We start from the raw sequence: 24,527 nt of genomic DNA, 5'->3' as shown, positions 1-24,527 counted from the left end.
AATATACGGTGAACGGCTCTACTCTCCCCATTTTTTTGAACTAGTTTTCGAGGATGGGAGCTTAGTAGCCTGAATAGAATATACAATTTGGTTATGAGAAAAAGGGAAAAAGAAAATCATGGGATTGTTTTTGGTCCAAACGGACAAGGACATGTTTATAAACCTGCTCCTTATCATAGCTATAAAGCTGCAAAAAGGAAAGATAAGACTAGATGGGTTGATGATGCTAATTTTGAGTACTCTATATTCAATTTGGCAGATGTTCATACTGGTTTGCCATATCCTGAGAACATAAAGGTGATAGATAAAAGATGGATGAATGATGATGGTAAAGGTCTTTATGCCATTTTGAATCAAGGAAAAAACTTACTTGGTCAAACTGGTGAACGTCTTGCCTTTTTCCCGATTCCTCCTAATGCACAAGACGCATGGCATGGTTACCCTACCAATAGCCAATATATTGGAGATGAACTTGTGGAACATTGGTACTCCATCAATGTAATTTCTAAAGGAATTTATCGTAAACTTTTAAAACATATCTTATGAATCCTGTCGTTAAATTTTCAATTAATGTGGAAGCTATAGATTGTTATCTCTATGGTGGGTATCTATTTCTTGTTATGGCAGATGGACAATTGCTATACGTTTCTTATCATAAGGTTGTAAATCGCTTAAAATATGAATATCCTCAGTACTCTAGTTTGATAGAATTGATATTCTTACATAATGAGTACTCTAAGGGTGAAGCTGCCAAGATTATATTTGGTGTAACAGAGATAAGAGAGGTGGTAGAAAAAATTTGGTTGAAAGCTGCCAAAGAAATAGAATTTGAATTAAATTTTAAAGATATTCAAGAAGAGTGTAAAAGCATCGGTGAATATTCATCCATACCTCTGGATATACGACTCTATGGCTATCGGTTGTTTCTTGGATGCAAGGATGGTCTGTATGAATCTCGACTGAACTTGGAAGATAACTACCAGATAAATCCTTCTCATTTGGAAAAATGCTATGATGGCAAAGTGATTGGGGTGAATGCTAATTATGGCTCTGTTGTTATCTCTGCTGATTGGGATGGGCTTTTGACTGGTGAAATCTTAGATTTTGATTCAAAGTTTAGGCTTGATGAGCGGCATCCTCAATGTAAACGCTCTCTACGTACAGGTTGGATGACAACTGATTTGATGAATTATGAGGGTACTTCTGAGTTTGACTATTATCGAAATGAGTATTTGCTGAAAAAAGACACAGCGGAGAAACATTTTTATTCCAAGGCTAAAATTTCTGAAAGGAAAATTATAAAGCAGTTTGGAACAGAAGTCTATGGTATGGAAACTCTCTTTAATAAATCTAACATAGATAAAGAAGATATAGTTTATAGTTTCAATAGTTCGCAGAAGGGCTTCTTTGTAATGAGTGATGGATCAATACTCAATGCTACGGTAAGAGCAAATGGATTGGCAGATTCTTATTATATATCTTCGAGAAGTACAAATTTTGCAAAATTTGATAAGGATATTATAGACAAGCCTTTGTCTAGCTGTATTGTACCTAGTGGGTGTATCTTGGAATTTTTTGATAAGGTGGTATTAATTCAAAATAGTCAAAGCCTCTCTTTAGTGAACCATTCTGTCAATAGTGTCCGTTCTTATACTTCTTCAACAAACTATCGAAACATCGTAAGTATTGTGGATGACGACAAGGTCACTTTTTGCTCTATTTTTGGTTTGGATAGTTTGAACCATAAACCTGCATTTCCCAAGAATCCTGTTCCTGTCAATGGCTTTGAGCCTATGATTGATGAAAAACAGGGAAAGGATTTGCCTTTTTAATACATAACAATGTGATGCAAAAGAAAAAAGCAAATATTGAGCAGTTGACTGCAGTCATAAAGAAATATAAGGTTGTAGGTTCTTTCTTTTTTGTTTCTTGTACGAGTTGTTTTTGGTTAGGTACATATTACGAGAAAATAATGATGACTCGTGAAATAACGGAAATAGAAACTAAGCATCAAAGAGAATACTTGGAGCAAAAAGAGAACTTCTTGAAGTCTTATTATGAGTTAAAAGAAAAGTTTATTAAATATTCAAACGATACAATACATGGAAAGTAGAACGTATAATGACATTATGGAAGAATTGGGGCAATTGGAGGCTACTGGTATAGATGTATCAAAGTACCAAAAACGGGCAAATGAGTTGATGGAAGAGTTTAAGTCTACAACAGAAAAAGCTAGGAGAGAGGCTCGAATTGTTGCTATGATTTCTTGCATATTTTGTATTCTAATAGTTGCATTTGCAGCTATCGTTAATTTGTCTAATTTAAGTTTGAAAAAAGATGTCAGTGATAAAAATGCAATTATAGAGAATTATGAGCAAATGGTAAGAACCCTTGGAATCGACACCAACAGGAACTCGAAACAGCATAAAACTAATGGCTCACTAGATTCAAATGAATTAATAAATGAAAACTATCAACTGTTACGGAAAATTTCAGTCTTAGAGAATAAAATGAAACTTATAAAGCATGAATATGGAATTAAAGTTATAGATGATGGTAAGTCTTATTATCTTCAAGCAAATAAGGTTGATTCTGCATTAATGCTTTTGGATGTATATCGTGACAAGATTTATTATGATGTCAAAAAGAAGGAATGGATTGTTGTCAGATAACGATAGGGTGTAATGAAACAATAGATATTAAGTACGAAAAATGAAAATGCCTATTACTGGAATATTTATGAATGGCTGTGCAGATATTATAAATAGGGCATAGCCCAATCAATGGGCTATGCTGATGAGTTTACTACCTAGAGTTGTTTCTATACGAGCAATGGTTTGAGTCGTGAAGTTATGTCTGCCTGTTAGCCATTTGGAGATTTCTGTGTCTCGCTTGTTGAGCAAGCGGGCGAAATCCTTTTGGGTGAGACCCTTGGCTTTCAGAATCTCACTAATGCGCTCGGCAATACCGAAAGACAAATCGAACTCAGCCTTTTGCTCGGCAGGTATCGCAGCGAGGCAATCACGGAATAATTTGTTCTGCATCATAATGCTTAAATTTCAAATGCGCTTATAGTTCGTTGTCTAAGATTTCCATCATTTCTGCAGCTGTAATTACCTGCGGTTCTTTTGGAAAATGCTTGAGGTTACCGGTAACCAGGAAGGAATCTTCCTTGCTCAGGCAGACTTCGTAGAAGACTCGGTCGTCCTCATCTGGCATGGTGCCATCATAAGGAAAACGGGAAGAATCAATGCCGTATTGCTTAAAAAAGTTCAATAACTCATGGATTCTGATTTCACTTAGATGAAATTTTGACCTATTTAGTACATCAAAGTACTCATCCAAGATTTCTTCATTATACAATGGCTTAATTTTACCACTGAGCATACTATTAATGACCCTTCTTGTTGATGAAGAAGGGTTCTTGGTTATAAACGAGGACACGATAATGTTCGTATCAATGACTGCATATACCATTGCGTTCTTTTCTTAATCGTCTGACTTCTCTGATTTCTTCATTGATCTCATCAAGTGACATATCAATGTTATTCTCTCTTGCTGTGTCACACATATACTGGAACGCAGCTTTTGCTTTTGCAGTCACTTCATCTTCTTCTTCATTCTTTGCTTGAATGGAGAAGGGAATGCTCTTACTGCGAATTACTGCCTTAACAAAGATGTTGATAGCGGTATTCGCACTCATGCCGAATTGCTCGCAGAGTTTATCAAACTGTGCTTTCTGCTGGTTGTCCATACGGACTGTCATTGCTATCTGTGCCATAAGCTTATAATGTTTAATTGATAATCATTCTGATTGCAAATATACATCATTATGACGTAAAATGGGGCGATAGTATTCATAATTTAATAAAGATTAATAGTTGAATGAATGATATAACTGCTTGTTTCGCTTTCCTGAAACCTTGGATATAAGGTTCCTTACCGTTAAAGAAGGAGTCTTTCGAATCCCTCCGTCTCCCTTTAGATAAGATTAGCTGCACTCGGCAATTTGAAAGCAAACTTTCATTGCGCTCATTTGCAAAATCTTTAGCCAAAGGGAGTTTTTTCGAAAACCTACCCGTCCTTCCTTACCCTTAAGGAAGGCTCCACCTCTCACCCCGACCCTCTCACCCTCAGGGAAGAGGGAGGAAACCGCTCCTCCTCGTCGCTCGGAACCGCTACGCTCTAAGGTTGGCGGGGCATCAAAGCCCTCGCCATGTTGTGCGGGATGGACCGCCTGGGAATAGCAGTCTATAGTTTACAGTTAATAGTTTATCGTTTACAGATTTTCGTGGTTATCTGCTGATAATTTGCAAATTTCTTGTGATTTTCTTGGTGGTTTCGAGGAAAAAGCGTATTTTTGCGGCAGAAGTGCTAAATATAGAAGGAATTGATTATGAGAAGTATGAATAAAATGTCGGCGGAGGATATCGCTAAGCTTAAAGCGGTAGCTTTGTATGTCTTAGACAAATGTGGTGAAACGGATTTCATTCATTTGTTTAAGATTATCTATTTTGCGGAAAGGAATCTCTATGCAAAATATGGTCAACATTTAGTTAAGGATACTTTTATCGCCATGGAACACGGACCGGTTCCCTCTCATCTTTATGATGCCTTGAAATTAATGAATGGCAAGGGAAACAATAAGGATGTCAAAGCTATTAGCGATTCTTTGTTACCTGCTGGTGGGGAATGCGCTTGGTTTTTTGTGAAAGCTGGCGAAAAGCCTGACTTGGACGAATTGAGTAAAGCTGAGATAGAAGCGTTGGATGCTGCCATTGATAAATACAAAAATATGGATACCAAGACTTTGTCTGAGCTATCTCATGATTCTGCCTGGCATGAGGCATGGGATAAAAATCATAATGCTGTTATGACCTCTCTGAATATTGCAAAAGCAGGTGATGCTTCTAATGAGTTTTTAGAGTATCTCCAGGAACAGGAATTTATAGATTCTATTTTGGAGGCTTAGGCTATGGTGAACTTCAAAGAATTGCTGGGAAATGATAATCAGCTTCAAAACTTACTCCTTGATACAGTTGAGGAGGGTGAAGTTTATCGTCTTTGCCTGACAAAAGGAGAAGGTATTATTCCTAAAAATAAAGGAGATGAAGGGAGAAAGAAGTTCTTTGTAGTTGTGGGTAAAGACCAAGAAGGAAATGCGATTGGTTTTGTACTTATCAACTCAGAAATCAATAAGCACCTTCCTGAAAGTAGAAGGAAATTGCACTATTTATTGAAGGCTTCTGAGTATGAGTTTTTGGGTGACCAAGATAGATTTGTCGATTGCTCTGATTTTAAAAGAATTTCAAAGGAACGATTTGCAGAATTGTTTTCAATAGATAAGATGAAGGGAAAAATTAATAAGAATGATTTGGTAGAAATAAAAAAGGCTATTTGTTCTTATGAGAATATTTCCATGAAGTTGTTGAAACGTTTTGGATTGATATAACTTGCAGATTTATTGTGGTTTTCTTTGGTGGTTTCAATAAAAAAGCGGAACTTTGCGGCAATAAACTATAAAATGAATAATGACTATGATGGGAATATTACAAGTTGCCTCTTATATATACAAGCGCTATATGGATGATTTTGGCGTTCGTATTGATGAAATGAAGTTGCAGATTTGAGTGAAGCTAAGAATCAAGGAAGAGGGTGTGGCTTATGACACACCCTCTTCTTTGTAAAACAGCTGTTTTTTATACTTTAATTATATATAAGTAAAAGATGTTATTGTATTTATCACTTATCTGATGTTTATTTCAGAATCAGGCGTATTGGCATCGCCTTGTAGCGGCCATTGTTCATGCCGTTGCTACCACTCACAAATCTCATATTGGATAATCCTTTCCTCTTGTTGTAAACATCAAAGTATCTATACCAGAAACCATATTCAGGACTGTTGGTACCGAAGCCCTGCGTACCTGACAGCAAAGTCTTGGTCCAGAGATTTACATGGATAGGGTTCTTATGGCTCTCGCCCTCCAAGAATCCACCCATAGGCAGATAGATGTATGGCAACTCGGAATCCACCGTCTTGATACGCACGCAGTTGTAGGTTTCTCCTAACGATGTGGACTGTGGTACCACCTCCAGATTGCCTGCATTAACTAATTCTTCGAACACGGCATCAGTTGGAATGGTATAGCCTGCTGGTGCCAAGGTGCTGGAGAGATCCTGAGTGGCATCGCTGGTGCTCTTTTTTTCAGAGATACAGAAATAGCCACCAATGGCTTTCTTGTTCTTTGCCAGTGCCACCACATCTGGGGCATAGTAACCATTGTTGGATGCACCTAGGTTGCGGTCTAACATATAATAAGTAGTGGTGGTTTCATCGGCCTTCTTTCCCTCTACCTTTACCACACCATAATAGAACCAGCCCTTCACCTTCTTCTCGTTATCTCCGTTTTCTGCCAACTGATAATCCTTATATACCTTGGAATTCTCATCTATCTTATGGAAGATACCAGTATGATAAACAGGATAAGTGATCTCGATGCCAGCCTGGTTGGTGATGGTAAATGAAGACTTCCACAAATCTTCATTTACCGTAGTATTGGCAAGGCTTACCTTCCACTTACCTATATCTTCTTCCACTTTGATTTTATCATCCTTTTTAGTAATCTGATCACCATTAAGTTTAGGGATAAGATACGTGATATCGGCTGTTCCCACGCAGAAATGCAAACCATCATTTCTCACAGCCCCTTGCATTTCTTCAGGAGTGATGCCTTGCACACCATTGTCCAACCAGTAGAAATAGTTGGCAGCTACGGTGGAGTTATTATACTGCATGGTTACGATTCTAGCAGGATCCTTTCTTCTAAAATCAAAACCAGCCTGCTTGATGGTTATATCAAGAGAAAGGTCGCCATAAGTAACGGTGATGGTGCCTATACGTGGTTCCTCTGATTGGTTATTCTTTGTAAGCGTAAGCTTCAAGGTATATTTCTTACCTTTAGAAGACTTTCTGCCTGTCTCTGGTGTATCATTCACAGTCTCTTGATCACAAGCGATTATCCAAGACGCTTTCTTCTGGACACTATACAGCCAATCATCACTACTCGTTGCATCTGGCAAGGTAGTAACAATGGTTACGATAGCCTTTGTAGTGCTTGCATCTACCTCCTGATAATCGCTCACTCCCAGTTCATAGTCTTTGCAAGCTATCATTTGGGTGATTTCTGGGTTATCGTCCACTACCTCTACTTCCAATCTATTCTCTGGCAGACTCTTTTTAGCCTCTTCAAGCGTAGAGAAGCCATAGTCGTTTACCTTGGTTACCTTGATGGTATAATGGTGGTTGCGGAGCAAGGCATATTGGGTTGTCTTGTTGGCATCCTTGTAGAGTGCCACCTTATAATATCCTTCTCTATCATGTCCTTCACTATCCTTATAATTCGCCTTGATAATCACCATTGCCTTGCCTGCAGAAGTTTCATTTACTGCCACGGTGGTTGCGGTATCGTCGTCCAATGGGTTGGCTTCCTCACTGAGATCAGTAGATTCTGCCAAGTCATCGGTCTTAGGCTCAATATAATTGGCAGGAGCTATGGCTGCCTTGGTTGCCATGTTATAGACGTATAAGCCTGCATTGGTGAAATAACTCTGGATGCCTTTGTCTATCTCCAAACTAATCTTGGCGCATTGGCGCAACATCGTCACAGAAGGATTAGCTTTCAAAAGACTATCAATTGAAATTTTACCCCAGCAGATAGGGGCATCAAGCTGAGGGTCTCTCTTCTCTGCAACAGTGAGAGACTGCAAGTTTTGTGCCTCTCTCTCCGTCATGTCGCTGGCATTGGCTACAAGATGTACATTCTTGGTACCAGCAGGTACATTGGTTATCCTTACCTTGTAGCTGCCATCAGACTGCTGTGATAAAGTAGATTTGCTGCAATCTGTCTTGCTTAAGTATTCGTTATTATCTCCATAGAATACAGCGCAGAGCGAATTGAATGTCTCCGAGGCCCCCGCTCTTGTACCAATCTGTTGCTTGGTGAAGTTGGTCAATTGAAGGTTCAAGACAAGTCCCTCGGCAGGGATTTCATCCCCGCCGAGTCCGATAGCCTCCATCGTATCCTTGCAGGAAACAAGGCTGAGGAGCAATCCTATCCATATCATTAAATGTTTGATCTTCTTCATTGCTTAAACTGATTTATAACAGTGTTCAAATCTGATTCTAATCTTATTTAATTCACCTCAGATGGTTTGCCAGCGTGCCAAGAGGAGCCATCGTAATAGCCTGTGTCATTATGCTTCTCATAGCTGTTGCCATTGAAAAGGAGAATGGATTTGTCGTCAGAAATTTGATTATCTTTCATAATTCTGATGTCCTTCTCGTGGTCTCCCTTAACAGCCTTGAGGGTAATCACAGTCTCATACCAACCATTGCCGGCATTAGTGCAACTCCAACTTTTATTATTTTCTTTGTCGAAAATAGTGAATTGTTCTCTTTTGCCATTGTTTTCGTGGGCGACACCATATACCTTAAACCATCCATAAGTCTGGAATTTGGTGTAAATGGTAAACTTGATGTTCTCAATAGTTGGCATGGCATCATATATGTTCCAAGTAGGGTCTGATGTAGGATCATAGACAATCCAACCCTCGCAGTCCTCATAGTCGAAGAGTGGAATACCTGGTTCCAAGTGTTGTGGGCAGCGATGCACAGAGTAACCTACGCTGTTGTTGTAGTTGTTGCTAAACATTATCAGCGTTTCGCCCGGTTTTATCTTTCTGTCACCAGTGGCTCCGTGCTGTGTATGTTTCTGCACAGCATTTACACTGAAGTCTTTGTAGTACCACCCCGTATTGGTTTTGTCGTCGTTCATATAGTCTCCTGGCCAACCTGAATCATCTTTGCCACCCCATTTTTCTGTATATATCCATCCTTTTCCTGTGATGGCATTCTCCGTTTCACCTATTTGGGTATATACGTAGATGCAATGGTTTTTTGTTTGTGCCTGATTCTTGTCACCTGTCCAGCTCTCTTCAAACCATCCGTCGTTCCAGTTGTTATTGCCTCCCTCGGCTAAAACACCCAAGAAGTTTCCTGTCACGTTAGATTTGTTCGGGTCGCTTGTGCCGGCGTATGGAATTCTGTCGTTGATGGCTCTAAAGTTGATACGATAGTTACCTACTGCAGGCTTTACCGTTACCTTGATTTTCTTGACAAAGTTGAAGCCTTCTGCAGATTCCTTTGGCTTCACGGTGAGGTAATGTACTGTCGTGGTAACAGGGTTACTGGTTGCCTTAATCTTGAAGGTTCCTTCTGAAGTATCAGGTTTATCGCAAGATGCCTCAATGGTTGACTTACCTACGGTGGAAGAGGCGTTACCGGTGAAAGAGGCGTTACCGGTGAAAGCCAAACCGCCCAGGTTGGTCTTAAACTGTACCACTTTGGTACTGTCGCTACGCCAATAGATGGTTACTTCCTGTGGATTTACCTCAAAATAAGGAGAGGCATCATACTCTACATCGAGATACTTCTTGATGTTACCAGCCTTAATCCAAACCTTTGCCGTACCCTTGTATTTTCCTTTATATTCGGAGAACTTAATGTCCTCGTTGATTTTGAATGTGATTCTATGATTCACTGCATCTAGCTTGGTCAACACAATTTCTTTCTCACCACTGGATGTTGTTACCTTTTCATCGCAACCGAAATCTGCCTCTGTCAGCATTACGTTCGACTTATAGTCGATGGAGTCTGCCGTGGTAGATGTTACGCTCGCGTTCGTCTTGCTTACCCACAAAGTAGTATGGTTGAAGTCGGCTTCTATCGTTACAGGAGTCCAGTCCTTTACGCTCACATTACAGTCGAGGGTCATGTTTCCCAGACTCTTGATTTTGCCGATAATCTCATAATAGGTTCCACGAGGGAATGTAGGCAGAGCATCTGATGCGTTCTGCTTATGTCCCAGCTTAATGGTATATTGATTCTTGTTGCTGCTATTAACTATACCGTTAATCTTCAATACCGACTGTTCCTCTACTTTAGAGATATAACGCTCTGGCAGATAGTAAGTACCTTGAAAAAGCCATTGCTTAAAGTTCGTAGGGATTGGTGTACCCTTGTTGGTTCTATCTGTAATAGATACCACATCCTTGTTGTTTTCGTTAGCATTGGTTTCATCGATGGTATATTCTCCGTTCTGATAATAGCGTCCAGTGCTAGCTTCGCCAGTAGATGAACTACGGTAAATGGTGTTCTCGATACCTGTAGCATATTCAGAAGAAACATTTGTCTGGGTAAACTTTCCATCCCATAATAAATGGGTAGAAGGAGTAAGCTTCTGAGCAGCAATATCTGTTATGCTATAGCTCTTGTCATAAAGATTATCGCTCGCAGTTGGGTCCATAATGAGGTTGAGCTTAACCTTTACGCATGTAAACTTCAGGTTAGCTGCTACCTCTGTATATTTCTTACCACTTTTTTCTATTTTTGTATCGATGATAGTACCGTTCACATCCTTAGGTTCGTAAATCATCGGGATATTGGTGCATACAGGCATACCTGGTGTACTTGTAGGTCTGTAATAGAGTACTATATTTTTGAGTTCATCTTCAGTTTTGATAGTCTTACCACTCAACACCTTGTTCATGTTGGCAACCACATAGATATGGTAAGTGCCCGGCTCGATGGTGAGCTGATAGTTAGCTACATGCTGCTCTACCATCATTGTAGCCAATGGGGCAGGGAGCGTCTCTACCAGGAGCTTGCCGTCATTATTTACCGGAAAGGCATAGAGGGTCAGGTCGTTGATCTGGCATTCATCTACCGTGGCATTATAGGTAGGAAGGCCGGAAGCATCGTCGGCACGGGTGCCGCGGCTGCTGAGCACGGTTGGCACGAGTACATGTAAGTTGCTTTCTGACGAAATGGGAGCGCGCTCGCCTCCAAGTTCGTCAGAGCAACTTACTGTAACCAACAATATAAACCAACTAACTAAACTTAAAATGAAATCTCGTATTTTCATTGTTTCTAATTTTTAAAGTCAAATACTCTTATGAGCTAAATGCCCGGAAGGGGCTCTGACACCTGAAACGGTTAGAAATCGACACGCTGGATGCGCTTGCTCCAATCCAGGATGGAAATGCTGAGCTGCACATACTTCCACTGGTTGCCCTGGAGGAAGAAGTCGAGCTTGTAGTCGTACTCTCGGTCCAGGAATTCCTGCTCTGAATAATGGCGGGCTTCGAAGGCACCACGGCCTTGAGCCAGAAAGTCTGCAAGATTGATGCGTGCCACCTCTTCGCCAGTAGTCTTGTTCGTGATGGTGAGGATGGCGTTCTTGTCGTTTTCTTCTGCCGGATGCCAGATGAGTCGGGAGAACATGAGGGCGGCATGAGCGGTGCGCTCCTTTACATTGCCCTCGGTATCCTTAAACTCAGTGGTCCAGGTGTAGTATGGGGTATATGTCAACTCCTCGTCGGGGAGGAGAGAGTTGTCGTAACTGATATCGCCGTTGGCATTGGTTATCTGATAACTGAAGTCATCGGCATTGATGTTGGCAGGCTCGTCGGTCTGATGCAGGCTGATGGTGAGCTGCTTGGTATCACGAACCAGACCGATGGTATGGCGTGTAACCTGCAGGTCTTTTACTTCAACCAGTTCGTTGCTGAGTCCTTGCCAGAGTGTATCGAGCGGTTGGCTCTGGTTGTTCACCTTGCCCTGTTCGCGGTCGAGACGTGCATGGAGGGCGGTGATGTTGTCACCCTGCTGTGGCAGAGCTATCTGGAATTTGGCACCTGGCTGCGCAAGTGCATCTTCATATTTCTTTTGGAAGGCGAAGGTTGCGAATCTGTATTTGCCCGGTTCCAGATTGATTCGCATGGCATAGTTAGGGTCCTTGAGCGGCTGTGATGTCGCATCGTTATAGGCATCATGGCGAGCAATGAAGTTGCCCTGCTCGTCGTATACGAATACGCAGAGTCCGCCCACATGATCTTTGAACATGTCGGCACGCTGCACGTTGTAGTCGTACTTGAACTGCAAGTCAACACCCATGTCACAAGGAGGCAGGTCGTCGTGCATCAAGTCGTTGCAGCTTGCTAGCAGGCTGCCGGCCATGATGAAGCCCCATCCCATGCATATATTCTTGATCCAACTGTTAAACTTCTTGTTTGCCATGATGCTTATCTGTTTTATGAAAAAGTAAAGTGTATAAATAGATTCTTATTTTTCCGAGATAGCCAGCTGCTCCTTAGCGCTAGAGCGGCTGAGCTATATATAATAATGTGTAATGGATTACAAATCGACTGTGTCTGAACGCTTAGCCCAAGAAAGGATCTTCACGCTGACACTGAGATACTTCTCATTCTCATCATCTGGCAGAGTTGGGTCTACTGGAGGTACACCAGGGTAGCCAGGACCATAGACGTTGCCAACCTTCAATTCATACCAGTTGTTACGGAGCATACCATAACGGCCAAGATACTTGACGTTATCTGTTCCATAAGATTCACCTGAGCTCCATGGAGTCAATGAGCCGAAGTGCTTAACACGAGCGATATAATATGTAACACCATTAAGATAGGTATTGATACCAACCATCGCTTCTGGACGACCAGCTCCATCAGTCAAGCCGAGTTTTTCATTAATCTCTTTAACGATTTGTTCACCTGTCTTTGTGCCATAAGTCGTTGCGGCTTCGAGAACTGCACCAGAAGTACCATCCTTGATATCTTCCAAAGTAATCACATGTGAACCTTCAGTCTCGAGATTTGCATAGTTAACTGTACAACCTGGGAGAACTGAAGTTGCTGCAGTATTAACTGCAGTCTCTAAGTCTGCTTTTTTCAGGATAGTTGTCATATTACCGATGGTGTAGAAAGTTCCATCTTCCTCTGCAAGGCTTTTGCCTGCATCATTCTTAGGAGCATATGTTGCCTTGAAGATAACACGGGTTGTCTGACCCTGATACATGTTTGCCAAGTTGAAGGTATTCTCTAAGCAATATGCTGACTCGGTAAAGGCTTTATTAATCTCACTTGTAGCAGTGATGAAATTGAATTCTTCGCCTCTTTTGCTATCATCAGTAGCATTATTTTTCTTGAGATCATCCATATTGTAGTTAGGATCCTTACCCCAATAAACACGGCTGTTAGTACCTATGAAACGATCTGTCTTCCAAATATCGTCAAAATCAGATTTCAAGCCATCAATATTATGAACAGCATATGTCTTCTTGTTTGTGATATCCAAAGCCCAATTGTTAAATGTTACTGTACTCTGTGTAGTAACTGTTGGGGTTGCCTTGTCCACAACAGTTTTTGTTGCAGGATCAGCAACAGACATCTTTGCTACTCCACGCTCTACATAAACATTTGCAGAAGAATTAGCCTTAGCCTCTGCCTCTGTAGCATAGATATTATTTTTATCAATTTTAACCAAAGTTGTTACTGAGCCAGATTCATTCAATGGAGCATTAGCCATATAGAAGTTGTCTGCTTTTGTCAACTCAGTTAAATTAGGACTCTGAGCCTCGTTATTCCACTCATTATAACTTTGACCTGCAGTAGGCAATTTAATCTTTACGCCACCACTACTAGCTTTGTTATTGAGTAAAACCAAAACACCATATGTATTCTTAGTATCCACATTGGTAAGCTTTGCTACCAACTTTTTAGATTTTGTGGTGATACCTGCTTCTGTATCGTCTTCCCAATCTGTAGCCGTAACAGGTAAATTTACGCTCTCAACAAACTTGTAAGAACCTTCATCTGCACCATACTTCTGGAAGATAAGGGCAGTTGCGTCAGAAACTTTATACTCATCTGCTGTACCTTCGTCCACTTCAGCACCACCATCATCTGCTGCACGAGTTCCTCTTGCACCAGAAGTAGTAGAACCACCTACCGAAGGCAAGTTGATGGTGAAAGTTGCATAACCAACACCAGTTTCATTAGTACCAGTACCTGGACCTGCGGTTCCTAGGTCCTCATTGCTTGAACAGCTTGCTGTCATAGCTGCGATGACAGCCAAGCCAAATAAATGTTTAATCTTCATAATCTTTGAAAGTTAAGCTTGTTTATAATCGTTATTCTCTAATTTTCTGTTATTCCAATTCCTTTATCTGCTTGAAGACATCTCTTACACGCTCTGCCTCTTTCGAGTTGCCTGCCTTGGCAAGATGCTTTTCGGCAGAAGTAAGATCACCTTTCTGCAAATCGGTGCAGGCGGCATTGAGATTCGCTGTCTCATCATCAGGGAAGAGGCGGACGGCAATGTCGAATACCTCGTTAAACTCTGGCGAACCCGGCTCGTAAGTCTGTGCCACCAGGAACATCTCCTGCAGAGAAAGCTGCTGTGGTTTGGTCTTCAATATCTCTTTGGCCTCTTCGATGCTGAACGGACGAACCGTGTAGGTTACCGTATAGTCGCTATGACGGAGACGAGGATAGATATGATCCAGGATATAGCGGTAACTAGTCGGATGGAGCTTTCTGATCTTCAGGTCCTTATCGTCGGGAGCCAGCGAGGAGTTAGCTATCTCGAGAATTGCTTCCTTATCAGCCAGATGACTAGCCTGAATCTTCTTCTTGAATCCTTCCCAGTCTTCCGGTGTAGCCTGATAGGTAAAGAGCTTGCTGTTTAAGGTGTAGAGGCTGCTCACATATTTACGGAGGGCAGCTGCACGCTCGTTGGCAAGGCGCTTGTTGTTGGCATACGAACCATCAGGTGAAGCAAAACCATGGATATCAATATCTGTGATTTCAACGTTCTTGTCGTTCTTCACCAGGTCGATGGTGGAAGTAATCTTCTTCAGCTCAGTAGCATTCTCACGGAAGTTGGCAAGAATATAACTCTTGTTAACCACAAAGCTGAGATAGGCTTCACCCTTTTCGGCTCTCACCTTCTTGGCTTCCGCCTTCGGCTGCACGAAGAAATCCTTCGTAATCTTCGGTGTACGGTCGATATCCGCAATCAGCGTATTGTCCTGTTCTATCAGGTTGCCACATCCGCAGAGATCTTCTTTCACCGAGAGTTTGAACTTCTTCATCCATTTCTGATAAGGAACAGACTGGGCGAAGTAAACCTGCTGACTGGTCTTGTTCTTGCGGGTAAGAACCTGTGCCTGCGGATTCTTCTTGCTGTCGGCAAGTCGGCGGTATCTTACAGCCTGGTTTCTACCCTGGATGATGATAGGGTTGAGAGCGATAGAATCAGTTCCTACCATTACCGGTGTGAAAACAATCTGCTGCTCTGATTTCATCTTCAAATCGTTCAGATTCATACGGAAGGCAACGTCCATCCGGTTGCCGTTCTTGCGTGCCAAGACGCTTTCTACCTGAATCTTACCCCCTGCCAGCTGTTGAGCCTGAGCAGGCATGATGCCCTGAGAAAGGAGTATGCAGAGGGGCGAAATGACCGCATAAAGCTTCATTTTATCCATATTATGATTTCCCTAATTTTTTTGTATTCTGTCTAGTTATTACGTGTTTTTATTGTCAGTTTAAAACCACAGTTAAATTAAATTCTTAGAACACGTATATGAGAGATAGTGCGGCTTTTGTAGGGCCCACATAGTTGCGGTGGTCTTTGTCGAGACATTTTTCGCATCGTCCGTAAAGCTTGTAAGGACTGTAGGCATACCCCAAACCGATAGACCCTTCGAAATTGAGGTGCTTATTGAGTAGCCACTGATAGCCGTAGGTGAGGCCTCCACCTACATACCAGCCTTCATAGTGCCTGCCCTCCAGAGTTTTCGGCAGGATGCCGAAGGGCATGTCAATGTTTTTAATGTTGTATTCACCGCCTAAGGCATGAATTCCGAAGAAATGGCCTCCAAACTTCTGGCAGGTGTACCATCTGTATTCTGGCATAACATTCCAGAATCTCATCTTCTTGTCGCCCGAGAACTTCCAGGGGTTCAGGGTGCCGAAGAGTTGGAAGGTTGTTTTCTTGCCCGTGCCGATTTCGATGCCGGCGTTGGCAGATGTGGAAGCCCATCCCAGTAAGTTGGTCTTCAGAGCGACCTCCTGCGCTCGCGTCGTTGCCATTGAAAGGATCAGCAGCAGCAACATAGCTGATTTTATGAATGTTTGCTTCATCATATCTTTACTTTTATATTTGGTTTCGTTTATATTAAACTTAGCCTTCGTTTGTTAGTTGGTATCTATTTTCGGCTGCAAACTTAAGAAAAAAACCAATACGAAGCAAGAAAAAGTTTCAAAAAGGTTATATTTTTTTGTGCAAACGTTTGCACGCTTTATGCAATCTGTTTGCGTACATACATCATAAAGCACATGATTATCGGCGTCTGCTTGCCGTCATTGGGAATCTATGTCTAAGATGTGGTTCTGACAGGATTCACAGGTGGGATATGCATACTTGCCCAAAGTGCGGGGGCAAGATGCAACCCACTGGCGAAGAAGAGTTTTGGACATGAAATCATAGTTTTTGGGACAGAAAGACGAAGAAAGCAAAAAGCCTGCTGGCTATAATTGTCAGCAGGCTTCTTTGTTATAATGTTCGCCCTTGAAATACAGTACTCTTGTGAAGAGGTAGTATGACTCCATTAAGGGTGAGCCTACGAGAGTTGAAGTTAGGCAGAATTTCCACACTGGCTTCATGGCTTCCCTTATACATGGTAATCCAGATTTGGGCAGAGATACCAATACCAGTAACACTCATACTTACTTGTGTAGTCCCTTTCTTGTCTGTTTGAATTTTGTATCCACTTACGCTTCCCTGAACCGTAACTCCACCAATGCCATTAGGTCCGGAGAAGGGTACATTGAAGGCAACCTGCACAACAGCATCGTCCTTATTGACGGAAACGAAATTGGTGTTGGAATTAACATAAGCAATCTGACCATACGGGAAAACTACCTTGTCGGCTTCCAAAGTAAAGGTTGTATCCTTAATAGCGTCCAATGCTTCATCCCAATATACACTATCTATCCGGTTTTGCAAATCGCGCTGTTCTTTCCAGAGAGTTTTCTGACGTGACTTCAGACCATTGACCAACTGCTCGCTGGCCTTGTTTTTTCCCCATTGATACCTATTATCTGACTGGTTTGACTGCGCACAGGCAAAGGCAGACATCAGACAGAAAACAAGTGAAATAAATATTCTTATCATCCTAGATCCTTTCCAAAATTAAATTCATATATTCAAAAAAGGGCTAGCCCCATAATCAGGACTAGCCCCCAATTTTAATTATTTTCTCAATGCAATGAATGTATCTTGAAAGCTGCATAGCACTTCAAGAAAGATTACTTAACCTCAATGTGCTTAACATCGTCTTTCTTCTCCTCCTTGGCTATCTTAGGAATCTCAATCTTCAAGACACCGTCACTGACCTCAGCGGAAATCTTCTCCTGATCAGCATCCTCTGGCAAAGCATAACTCTGAGAGTAGCTGCTGTAAGAGAACTCACGACGCAAGTAATGCTCTTCCTTCTCCTCCTTCTTCTCATCCTTGTTCTCGATGGATACATTCAGATAGCCATCCTTATCGATGTTCATCTTGACCATATCTTTCTTCAAACCAGGAGCTGCAACCTCCATCGTATAAGCTGTAGCACTTTCCTTGACGTTGACTGCAGGAGCTGTTGCGTTCATGCGTGGCATCAAGTTTGTATCAAAGAAGTTGTCATTAAACCAACTGTTCAACCAATTTGAAACACTGTTATTTCTACGAGCTAACAACATAATGTAAAACCTCCAAATTCTATTTTTCTCGTCCTCTCTTCGCCTTCCGGCTCAGTCGGGATTTCTCATTGTTTTTAATTTATCCTTTTTAATAACGATTGCTTCGGCTTACGAGGCTCAAGGATTTCTAGAAACCCTCAACTGTCATTACTTAGGGTTCTTGTCGTTCCCCTTGCCCTTTCGGCTTCGGCTTTCACTCTATGTAGGAGCAAGTTACGTGCCAACCCGGTTTGTAGATTTGGAATAAACAGTTTTTGCCAATTTTGACTAAAGATTCTGCAAAATTGACAACAATGGATAATTAATTTAAACTTTACTGCTAAAACTTCATGTTTTTTAAACCTGTTTTTCAATCCATGCCATCAGTACCGCTACAGCATACTGTTGTTAAGAAACAGAAGATGTCTCTTGCAGAGAAAAGAGCCACTATGCATGGTGTTCAGACTTATTTGTCTGATGAAGACTATGAACTAAGATTAAGACAAAAAAGAGTTGTGAAGAGATATTACGTGATGCTTTAAAGCAGTATATTCAGGCATTTAAGTAAAATGTCTGCGAAGAGGTATCACCTTCTCGATGGAATATTAAGCAAGATGAGGATGTGTCATAAGTTTATGATTCACCCTCTTCTATTTGTTGAAAGAGATAGGATATGACGCTGAAAGAGATAGGATATGTTGTTGGAAGAGATAGGATATGTTGTTGAGACAGTCAGTATCTTCGATCGCACAACAGCTGTTGTGCGCTTGCATAACAGCTGATATGCGCATGCACAACACCTGTTGTGCATGCGGTAGCCAACTGTTATACACCAACTATTATCCAGACTTATGACACACCCTCATCGTTATATAAATCTCTCTCTATTTCTAAAGTGATTCATATATATATATTATGTATATCGTAGTGTTCTATTCTTACTTGCTCAAGCTAACAGAATGGCTCATGTTAGCCATTTCTGGAATTGAGTCTACTACGTGTTTCAAGAACATGCCCATGCAAAGAACCATACCTGAAAACATAACTGCGGCGAAAGCCATTGTAAAAATAGTCATCATAATTATTAACCTTTTTAAAATTTATTATTTGTTATTCCTTAAATGCGAGTGCAAAGTTAACACTTTTTTATCGAATAACGGCATCTTTTGCCGAGAAATATCATTGCAATATGTCTTTCTTGATATGGGTCAACCACTTGTTTTTAGCCTTAAAAATGACATTTTGCTATCGGATATGTTGTTTTTGTGGCAATAATTTATATATATCATTTTTCTCGCATTGATATGTGTGTAACAAGATAGGGATTCCTGTCAGATGATAAGAAAAGGGCGCTCCTTCCTAAAGGATAGAGCGCCCTTAACTTTTATATCTATATAGGTATTGCGCTATTTGTCTATTGCTTTATTGCATGCTTACAGCATTGATCTTCTTCATTGTCATTTCAAAAAGCAAAAATCCTTTTTACCCTTTTACTTTTTTACCTTTAAAAGTTTGATTGTCTGTGTTTTTCCCATTATGCCTGTTACCACGGCGATTCCATTGTCACGAATCTCCACCTTCTCATATTTGGCATCAACAATCACTTTTCCTTTCAATGTCATAATGCTCCAATGTTTGGGTATCTGTTCAAAGGCGCAATAGGCACCAACAGGTTGCGCTATACTGCAGTAGAGGGGTGGCACGATAACTTTACCATCTACCTTCACGCCCCATTTCTTTCCTGCCTGATACAATTCCTGTAATTTGATGGCATTGGCTCAACATCTTCTTCTCTCGAAGTGCTATGTAATAAATATATGATGTCAAAAATTTGTTCTATAAAGGAAGTGTATACGTACTATAAGCAGTGTAAAGAATTGGATTCTTTCATTGATAATAGTCTCTAGGATTTGACATAAGGTAAACTAACGTTCTATTCCTGATCAGATGTTTTTCCTTTATGTTCAAATGAGAGAAGTTTAGGCTTCCCGCCGACAGGTGTTCAATACTTTTGTTTACTGGAAAAATTGATAGATAAGATAAATTTAAAACGAATGGGGAAAAAGAACAATAAATCCGGTGCTCAGCCGATGAGTCCGGAGAAATATATCAAGGAGAAAGCCCGTATGCTTCCTCTTGGCAAATGCTATACTTATGCCAACTGGAAAGATGCCGATGAAATTATGGTCATCGTGACACGTATTCACCCAAAGGGAACTGTAACATGTGCGGATTTCTGCATCGACAAGTTGTGCAGGGGTCTGATAGGAACCAGATATTTCTTCAACGTATCACCCAGAAAGTTGGCAGAAATTGTTGAGTACTACTCGGATAAAGAGAATGACAGGATGGTGGAGATACCATATGAGGTGGCTCACAATCTGATCTATGGTTCCATTGAATTTGCTGAGGAAGCCGGCATTGAACCTGTTGATGCATGGGACATTACTCAATATATCCTGGAAGAAGATGATGACAACGTTCCTCTCATTGAATATCAATGGGGCTTGAATGGTATGCATTATCAGCTTGCAGAAGACAGGTTGGAGGCATCTTGTTATCTTTCTACCATGCAGGAACATCTTGGCAGAAACTTCAAGTTCCGAATAGGAGATAGTACGGCATATATTGGTGGATGGGATTGGCATGAAGAGGAATTTCAGGGTTGTGAATATGAAATCCATGAGGAAGTGTATGGCTACGAATTGCCATCATATCCAACTCATATCAAGCTGCTGAATCCCGAAGTGATGTCGTATCTGACTTTTCATGCCTATAAATGGATCCTGCCGGATCACATCATCGATCTCTTGCTGACTATAGATCACGAGGAGTTGCGTCAGGACTTGGAGAACATAATCAGGTATGGCTTGGGCAAATACCAGCATTTGAAAGCGACAGGGGAATTGTTTGCTGCCATACGTCATAGCATCATCCTTCTTGCAGAGGTGGGTAACATGGAATCTTTCCGTCTTCTGATGGATGTATTGAAGTTTGAAAGTGATTTCTTAGATCAGTTGAGCTGGCTGGCGACCAATTATCTCTTTGCCCCAACCCTCTACAAGTTGAATCCGGATCCTTTCTCTGAATTCACGAAATTCCTGAAAACGCCAAAGCTTGACCATTACTGCCGCATGAACGTTTATGAATATGTGGAGTTTTATGTTGAAAAGAATCCTGCCTTGAAGGAACAGGCGACAGCGTGGGTGAAGGACATGCTCGTCTTCTATGATGGCAGATTGGAAACCGCTGACTGTTGTGATGGTTACGTGGTGGCTGCGGCCATTGATTTAGCTTGCAGCTTAGGAGCAAAGGATCTCATTCCTATCATCAACAAGTTGCTTTGTACTTATCTTGTTGATTTCAGTGATTGTGGACTTACGGCAGAGGTGGTTGAAGGGCTTCATCGGGGTGAACTGCTCAGGCAGGAGTATGCTCTTGATGTATATGAACGGTATCACAGGTTAGAGGAAGACAGCAACAGGTAATGGAGTAAAGGCATCAAAACATTCTTCCTTTGGCTGAGTTTTGCAAACTGTTGTCTTTAGTTTGCTCCATTTTTTTGCAATCTGTTGTATATGTGGAAGTTAGCTTTGTTTGTAATTCTTTGGCAACAAGAAAGTAAATAGAATGTATCCTCATTGACCTCAATACGTAATATCATAGTCCTACCTTTGCACCAGAAATTGTTAGTTATGAATTCTCTATAAAAAGGTAGTAAATGAAAAAGCAACGTATGAAGCATTGTTTCTTCGCGCTCACATTATGCTGTACTGCAGGAAGCATGTATGGTCAAGTTGCACAGGATAGCAGCAAGACTATTGAAAAGAAAAGTTCTGTAAATGGTAAAAAAATACAGAAGTCGAAGTTCAGCGACGATCCTATAGAACTGAATAATGTAGTGGTTACCGCTTTGGGTATCAAGCGTGAGGAAAAAAGTCTCGGATATGCTACCCAAACCGTATCTGGTTCTGAAATTACGGCAACGATGCCTGCCAACTGGTCTCAAGCTTTGCAGGGACAGGTGGCAGGTTTGAATGTCATTTCAGCCGGTGGTCCCCTGTCATCAACCCAGATTAATCTTCGTGGCAACGTTTCCATGAATATGGACGGAAATGGCGCACTTATCGTTGTGGATGGTGTGCCACTTTCCAGCCCTATGAATAATCCTGGTGGCTCTTATGGTGCCGGTGGCAACTCCGAAGGTTCGATTGACTTTGGTAATGGATTCTCTGATTTAAATCCGGATGACATTGAGAGCATTCAGGTATTGAAGGGAGCGTCTGCCTCTGCTCTCTATGGTTCAAGAGCTGCTAATGGTGTCATTATGGTTACCACCAAGTCTGGTAAGAAGGCCAAGAAGGGATTAGGTATCAGTTATAATTTCAATAATTCCTGGGAACAAGCTGCTCACTTTCCTGATTATCAGTATGAATTCGGACAGGGTGTAGCCAAGAACATCGGTTCTAAGGGGACAGAGTGGGCTGGACAACCTTATTACTCCTATGGTGCAGGTGATGATGGTTTGGCTAGCACCAGTGGTACAAGCTCAGCTTTTGGTGCGAAGTTTGATGGACAGATGTTCTATCAATATGACCCGGAGAAAGAAGGTCGTGCTGATGTGGCCACTCCTTGGAGAGCCTATAAAGACAATCACTCCGGATTGTTCCAAACGGGGCATACGATGACCAACTCCCTGGCCTTGACTGGTAATAACGGTACAGGCAATATGCGTATCTCTTTGACTCATAGTAAGAGTGAATGGATTTTGCCTAACTCTGGCTATCAGCGCTTGACTGCAGCTTTCGCCGGATCACAACAGATTTCCAAGCGTGTGAAGATCAATGCACGTATGAGTTATACTTACAGAGATGTGGAGAATACTCCTCAGCTTACCTATAACTCTAACTCCTTAAGCTATTTCCTGATATTCATGAATCCTAACTTCAACCTCGATTGGTTTAAGCCAATGTGGTACAAGGGTAAGGAGAATATCAAGCAGATACGTCCATTCTCCAGTTATCTGCCTAATCCGTATGTTTTGCTTTACGAGGCAACCAACCCTGCAAAGAAGCATAGTTTCAATGGTAATATTTCTGCCAATTTTACCATCAATCGTTTCCTTGATTTGCAATTGCGTTCTGGTTTACAGGCTACGGCTCAGCAGCAGGAACAGCACAGACCATGGGATGACAAGGCTTTCCCTACCGGTTTCTTCAAGAAGCAGAACATCTTTGACTATGAGGTTAACTCTGATGTACTTTTATCTTACCATAACAGTTTCGAGAATGGACTCAACGTGAATGCTTCAGCGGGTGGTAACATGATGCAGTCGTATTATGATTTGTTGTCAGCTTCTGTTACCGGTTTGAATACGCCTGGTGTATATAGTTTGGCCAATGGAGTTTCAAATCCATTGGTTGGTACCACTATTCGCAAGAAGCGTGTGAACTCGCTTTATTTCATGGCTAATCTGGCTTATCAGGAGATGTTGTTCCTGGATATAACAGGGCGCAATGACTGGTCATCTACCTTGCCGCGCAAGAATCGTTCTTTCTTCTATCCTTCTGTGAGTCTGAGTGGTGTGTTGAATAGCATGATGAAAATGCCAAAGTGGGTGAATCTGCTGAAAGTGCGCGCTTCTTGGGCACAGGTGGGTAATGATACTCAGCCTTACAAGACATCACCTTACTATACAACTAGTGATTTCTCGGGTTCTTTGGTTAAGCCAGGTACACTTTATAATGCCGACTTCAAGCCCGAGATGTCTACCAACTGGGAAGGAGGATTGGATTTCAAAGCATTTGGCAGCCGTTTGGGATTGGATGTGACCTATTATTATAATCGCACCAAGAATCAGATTCTCAATGCTCCCTTTGATCCTACTACTGGATACACCAAGGGTACCATCAATTCGGGATGTGTCAGCAACAGAGGTGTGGAGATCGTACTCCGTGGTACTCCTATCAGGAATAGAGATTGGCAGTGGGATATGACCGCTACCTGGTCAACCAATAAGAACAAGATAGAATCACTTTCTGAATTTGCTGATGAGCGTCAGATTCTCGGTTCTTATGTGAGTGGCAATGTAAGTATCATCGGCACTAAAGGTGGAACCACGGGAGATATCTGGGGCTACAAACTCAAGCGTAATGCTAAGGGTGAGGTGATTATCACTTCTGCCGGTTTGCCTGCTCGTCCTTCTGAGATTGAATATGTGGCATGTGCCTTACCAGACTGGGAGGGTGCGTTCAATACCTCTTTGCGCTTCAAGAACTGGTCATTCTCCATGCAATGGGATGGAAAGGTTGGAGGTATGACCTATTCTCAGTCACATCACAAGATGTGCGAACAGGGTCACCTGGCTGAGACCTTGAATGGTAGAAAGCCTGGAACCAGTCTCTACCTGGATATTGCGGACCCTGATGTTCTGAAGCTCTTTGAAAAGCAGAAGATTACTCCTGTAGCTGGTGTGTATTGCATAGCACCGGGTGTGGTTGATAACGGAGATGGTACTTATAGTCCGAATCAGAAACTTGTCACCCTGGAGTCATATTATAAGGAGTATTACCGCATTGGTAATGTGGAAACCAATACTTTCAGTACCACTTATCTCAAGCTTCGCGAGGTTCGTCTGGATTATCAGTTGCCAAAATCTTGGTTGAAGAATACTTTCATCAACAATGCTTCAGTGGGTATATATGGGCGCAATCTGCTTTGCATTACCAGTTATCCAATGTATGACCCGGAGACAACCTCACTTGATGGCAATACATTTGTACCAGGTGTAGAGGTGGGTACTCTTCCTACCAGTCGTTCCTGGGGTGTTAATCTCAAAGTTGATTTCTAGTTAAGAATAAAATGTAATGAACAAAAAAAGAAAG

Annotated in this window: 20 protein-coding genes; 8 read left to right on the top strand and 12 right to left on the bottom strand. The window is 41.6% G+C overall.

Annotated elements, in window-relative coordinates:
- The first annotated feature begins 93 nt into the window (after positions 1–93).
- The 4 genes from KUA48_RS15360 to KUA48_RS15345 are packed head-to-tail and all read left to right on the top strand — an operon-like array spanning position 94 to position 2,672.
- On the top strand, positions 94–546 hold the full coding sequence (locus KUA48_RS15360) for a hypothetical protein (protein ID WP_218415067.1): 453 nt from the start codon (positions 94–96) through the stop codon (positions 544–546).
- Positions 543–1,832, top strand: coding sequence for a hypothetical protein (locus tag KUA48_RS15355; RefSeq protein ID WP_153073464.1), 1,290 nt, complete (start codon positions 543–545; stop codon positions 1,830–1,832). Before KUA48_RS15360 ends, KUA48_RS15355 begins: the two co-directional genes overlap by 4 nt.
- An 11-nt stretch (positions 1,833–1,843) precedes the next feature.
- Positions 1,844–2,113, top strand: a complete 270-nt coding sequence (locus KUA48_RS15350) for a hypothetical protein (RefSeq protein ID WP_153103089.1) — start codon at positions 1,844–1,846, stop codon at positions 2,111–2,113.
- Positions 2,103–2,672 (top strand): hypothetical protein, encoded by a 570-nt coding sequence (locus KUA48_RS15345; RefSeq protein ID WP_218433308.1) that lies wholly within the window; start codon positions 2,103–2,105, stop codon positions 2,670–2,672. Before KUA48_RS15350 ends, KUA48_RS15345 begins: the two co-directional genes overlap by 11 nt.
- A 108-nt stretch (positions 2,673–2,780) precedes the next feature.
- Here the strand turns inward: KUA48_RS15345 and KUA48_RS15340 are convergent, their stop codons facing one another.
- From KUA48_RS15340 to KUA48_RS15330, 3 genes are read right to left on the bottom strand one after another with little or no spacing between them, the layout of a single operon-like run.
- Positions 2,781–3,047 (bottom strand): helix-turn-helix transcriptional regulator, encoded by a 267-nt coding sequence (locus KUA48_RS15340; RefSeq protein WP_218433306.1) that lies wholly within the window; start codon positions 3,045–3,047, stop codon positions 2,781–2,783.
- Between the two features lie 22 nt (positions 3,048–3,069).
- Positions 3,070–3,477 carry a putative toxin-antitoxin system toxin component, PIN family gene (locus KUA48_RS15335; RefSeq protein ID WP_153072968.1) on the bottom strand — a complete coding sequence of 136 codons (408 nt, stop codon included), beginning with the start codon at positions 3,475–3,477 and terminating at the stop codon, positions 3,070–3,072.
- Positions 3,458–3,781, bottom strand: coding sequence for a type II toxin-antitoxin system RelB/DinJ family antitoxin (locus KUA48_RS15330; protein ID WP_153088085.1), 324 nt, complete (start codon positions 3,779–3,781; stop codon positions 3,458–3,460). The genes KUA48_RS15335 and KUA48_RS15330 overlap by 20 nt, the downstream gene beginning before the upstream one ends.
- 615 nt (positions 3,782–4,396) lie before the next feature.
- Between KUA48_RS15330 and KUA48_RS15325 the strand changes: the two genes are divergently transcribed.
- Positions 4,397–4,972: a Panacea domain-containing protein gene (locus tag KUA48_RS15325; protein WP_228112469.1), complete on the top strand. Its 576-nt coding sequence runs from the start codon at positions 4,397–4,399 to the stop codon at positions 4,970–4,972.
- Positions 4,973–4,975: 3 nt separating this feature from the next.
- Positions 4,976–5,452, top strand: coding sequence for a type II toxin-antitoxin system PemK/MazF family toxin (locus KUA48_RS15320; protein ID WP_118255752.1), 477 nt, complete (start codon positions 4,976–4,978; stop codon positions 5,450–5,452).
- A gap of 305 nt (positions 5,453–5,757) precedes the next feature.
- Here KUA48_RS15320 and KUA48_RS15315 read toward each other — a convergent pair whose 3' ends face one another.
- The 9 genes from KUA48_RS15315 to KUA48_RS15275 form a co-directional block, all read right to left on the bottom strand.
- Positions 5,758–8,145, bottom strand: a complete 2,388-nt coding sequence (locus tag KUA48_RS15315; RefSeq protein WP_218433304.1) for a BACON domain-containing protein — start codon at positions 8,143–8,145, stop codon at positions 5,758–5,760.
- Between the two features lie 47 nt (positions 8,146–8,192).
- Positions 8,193–10,982: a fimbrial protein gene (locus tag KUA48_RS15310; RefSeq protein ID WP_369503347.1), complete on the bottom strand. Its 2,790-nt coding sequence runs from the start codon at positions 10,980–10,982 to the stop codon at positions 8,193–8,195.
- Between the two features lie 71 nt (positions 10,983–11,053).
- On the bottom strand, positions 11,054–12,136 hold the full coding sequence (locus tag KUA48_RS15305) for a FimB/Mfa2 family fimbrial subunit (RefSeq protein ID WP_218433300.1): 1,083 nt from the start codon (positions 12,134–12,136) through the stop codon (positions 11,054–11,056).
- Between the two features lie 117 nt (positions 12,137–12,253).
- Positions 12,254–14,014 (bottom strand): Mfa1 family fimbria major subunit, encoded by a 1,761-nt coding sequence (locus tag KUA48_RS15300; RefSeq protein WP_153094017.1) that lies wholly within the window; start codon positions 14,012–14,014, stop codon positions 12,254–12,256.
- 49 nt (positions 14,015–14,063) lie between these two features.
- On the bottom strand, positions 14,064–15,401 hold the full coding sequence (locus tag KUA48_RS15295; protein WP_218433298.1) for a DUF3868 domain-containing protein: 1,338 nt from the start codon (positions 15,399–15,401) through the stop codon (positions 14,064–14,066).
- Between the two features lie 85 nt (positions 15,402–15,486).
- Positions 15,487–16,062: a DUF3575 domain-containing protein gene (locus tag KUA48_RS15290; protein WP_228115343.1), complete on the bottom strand. Its 576-nt coding sequence runs from the start codon at positions 16,060–16,062 to the stop codon at positions 15,487–15,489.
- Between the two features lie 409 nt (positions 16,063–16,471).
- Positions 16,472–17,092 (bottom strand): DUF4251 domain-containing protein, encoded by a 621-nt coding sequence (locus tag KUA48_RS15285; RefSeq protein WP_256624476.1) that lies wholly within the window; start codon positions 17,090–17,092, stop codon positions 16,472–16,474.
- Between the two features lie 134 nt (positions 17,093–17,226).
- A complete protein-coding gene (locus KUA48_RS15280) occupies positions 17,227–17,664 on the bottom strand; it encodes an Hsp20/alpha crystallin family protein (RefSeq protein WP_218433297.1) in 438 nt (145 codons plus the stop codon).
- A gap of 1,469 nt (positions 17,665–19,133) precedes the next feature.
- A complete protein-coding gene (locus tag KUA48_RS15275) occupies positions 19,134–19,397 on the bottom strand; it encodes a hypothetical protein (RefSeq protein ID WP_256624475.1) in 264 nt (87 codons plus the stop codon).
- Positions 19,398–19,697: 300 nt separating this feature from the next.
- Here KUA48_RS15275 and KUA48_RS15270 point away from each other — a divergent pair, with 300 nt between their 5' ends.
- Positions 19,698–21,131, top strand: coding sequence for a hypothetical protein (locus KUA48_RS15270; RefSeq protein WP_218433296.1), 1,434 nt, complete (start codon positions 19,698–19,700; stop codon positions 21,129–21,131).
- 233 nt (positions 21,132–21,364) lie between these two features.
- The gene (locus tag KUA48_RS15265) at positions 21,365–24,493 is read left to right on the top strand and encodes a SusC/RagA family TonB-linked outer membrane protein (protein ID WP_118255743.1); all 3,129 of its coding nucleotides are present in this window, start codon (positions 21,365–21,367) and stop codon (positions 24,491–24,493) included.
- Positions 24,494–24,527 lie beyond the last annotated feature (34 nt).

Origin of the sequence: Segatella copri (assembly GCF_019249795.2) — a bacterium.
In the GTDB taxonomy this organism is placed as follows: domain Bacteria; phylum Bacteroidota; class Bacteroidia; order Bacteroidales; family Bacteroidaceae; genus Prevotella; species Prevotella copri_B.
Note: the sequence above shows the minus strand (reverse complement) of the source record. Positions and strands in the feature narration are given on the sequence as shown.

What these genes read in the sequence shown, in the direction of transcription:
- KUA48_RS15340 (WP_218433306.1), bottom strand. Translation starts at nt 3,047, where the DNA reads ATGATGCAGAACAAATTATTCCGTGATTGCCTCGCTGCGATACCTGCC.
- KUA48_RS15320 (WP_118255752.1), top strand. Translation starts at nt 4,976, where the DNA reads ATGGTGAACTTCAAAGAATTGCTGGGAAATGATAATCAGCTTCAAAAC.
- KUA48_RS15345 (WP_218433308.1), top strand. Translation starts at nt 2,103, where the DNA reads ATGGAAAGTAGAACGTATAATGACATTATGGAAGAATTGGGGCAATTG.
- KUA48_RS15280 (WP_218433297.1), bottom strand. Translation starts at nt 17,664, where the DNA reads ATGTTGTTAGCTCGTAGAAATAACAGTGTTTCAAATTGGTTGAACAGT.
- KUA48_RS15270 (WP_218433296.1), top strand. Translation starts at nt 19,698, where the DNA reads ATGGGGAAAAAGAACAATAAATCCGGTGCTCAGCCGATGAGTCCGGAG.
- KUA48_RS15355 (WP_153073464.1), top strand. Translation starts at nt 543, where the DNA reads ATGAATCCTGTCGTTAAATTTTCAATTAATGTGGAAGCTATAGATTGT.
- KUA48_RS15265 (WP_118255743.1), top strand. Translation starts at nt 21,365, where the DNA reads ATGAAAAAGCAACGTATGAAGCATTGTTTCTTCGCGCTCACATTATGC.
- KUA48_RS15310 (WP_369503347.1), bottom strand. Translation starts at nt 10,982, where the DNA reads ATGAAAATACGAGATTTCATTTTAAGTTTAGTTAGTTGGTTTATATTG.
- KUA48_RS15285 (WP_256624476.1), bottom strand. Translation starts at nt 17,092, where the DNA reads ATGATAAGAATATTTATTTCACTTGTTTTCTGTCTGATGTCTGCCTTT.
- KUA48_RS15305 (WP_218433300.1), bottom strand. Translation starts at nt 12,136, where the DNA reads ATGGCAAACAAGAAGTTTAACAGTTGGATCAAGAATATATGCATGGGA.
- KUA48_RS15330 (WP_153088085.1), bottom strand. Translation starts at nt 3,781, where the DNA reads ATGGCACAGATAGCAATGACAGTCCGTATGGACAACCAGCAGAAAGCA.
- KUA48_RS15300 (WP_153094017.1), bottom strand. Translation starts at nt 14,014, where the DNA reads ATGAAGATTAAACATTTATTTGGCTTGGCTGTCATCGCAGCTATGACA.
- KUA48_RS15360 (WP_218415067.1), top strand. Translation starts at nt 94, where the DNA reads ATGAGAAAAAGGGAAAAAGAAAATCATGGGATTGTTTTTGGTCCAAAC.
- KUA48_RS15295 (WP_218433298.1), bottom strand. Translation starts at nt 15,401, where the DNA reads ATGGATAAAATGAAGCTTTATGCGGTCATTTCGCCCCTCTGCATACTC.
- KUA48_RS15325 (WP_228112469.1), top strand. Translation starts at nt 4,397, where the DNA reads ATGAGAAGTATGAATAAAATGTCGGCGGAGGATATCGCTAAGCTTAAA.
- KUA48_RS15290 (WP_228115343.1), bottom strand. Translation starts at nt 16,062, where the DNA reads ATGATGAAGCAAACATTCATAAAATCAGCTATGTTGCTGCTGCTGATC.
- KUA48_RS15315 (WP_218433304.1), bottom strand. Translation starts at nt 8,145, where the DNA reads ATGAAGAAGATCAAACATTTAATGATATGGATAGGATTGCTCCTCAGC.
- KUA48_RS15335 (WP_153072968.1), bottom strand. Translation starts at nt 3,477, where the DNA reads ATGGTATATGCAGTCATTGATACGAACATTATCGTGTCCTCGTTTATA.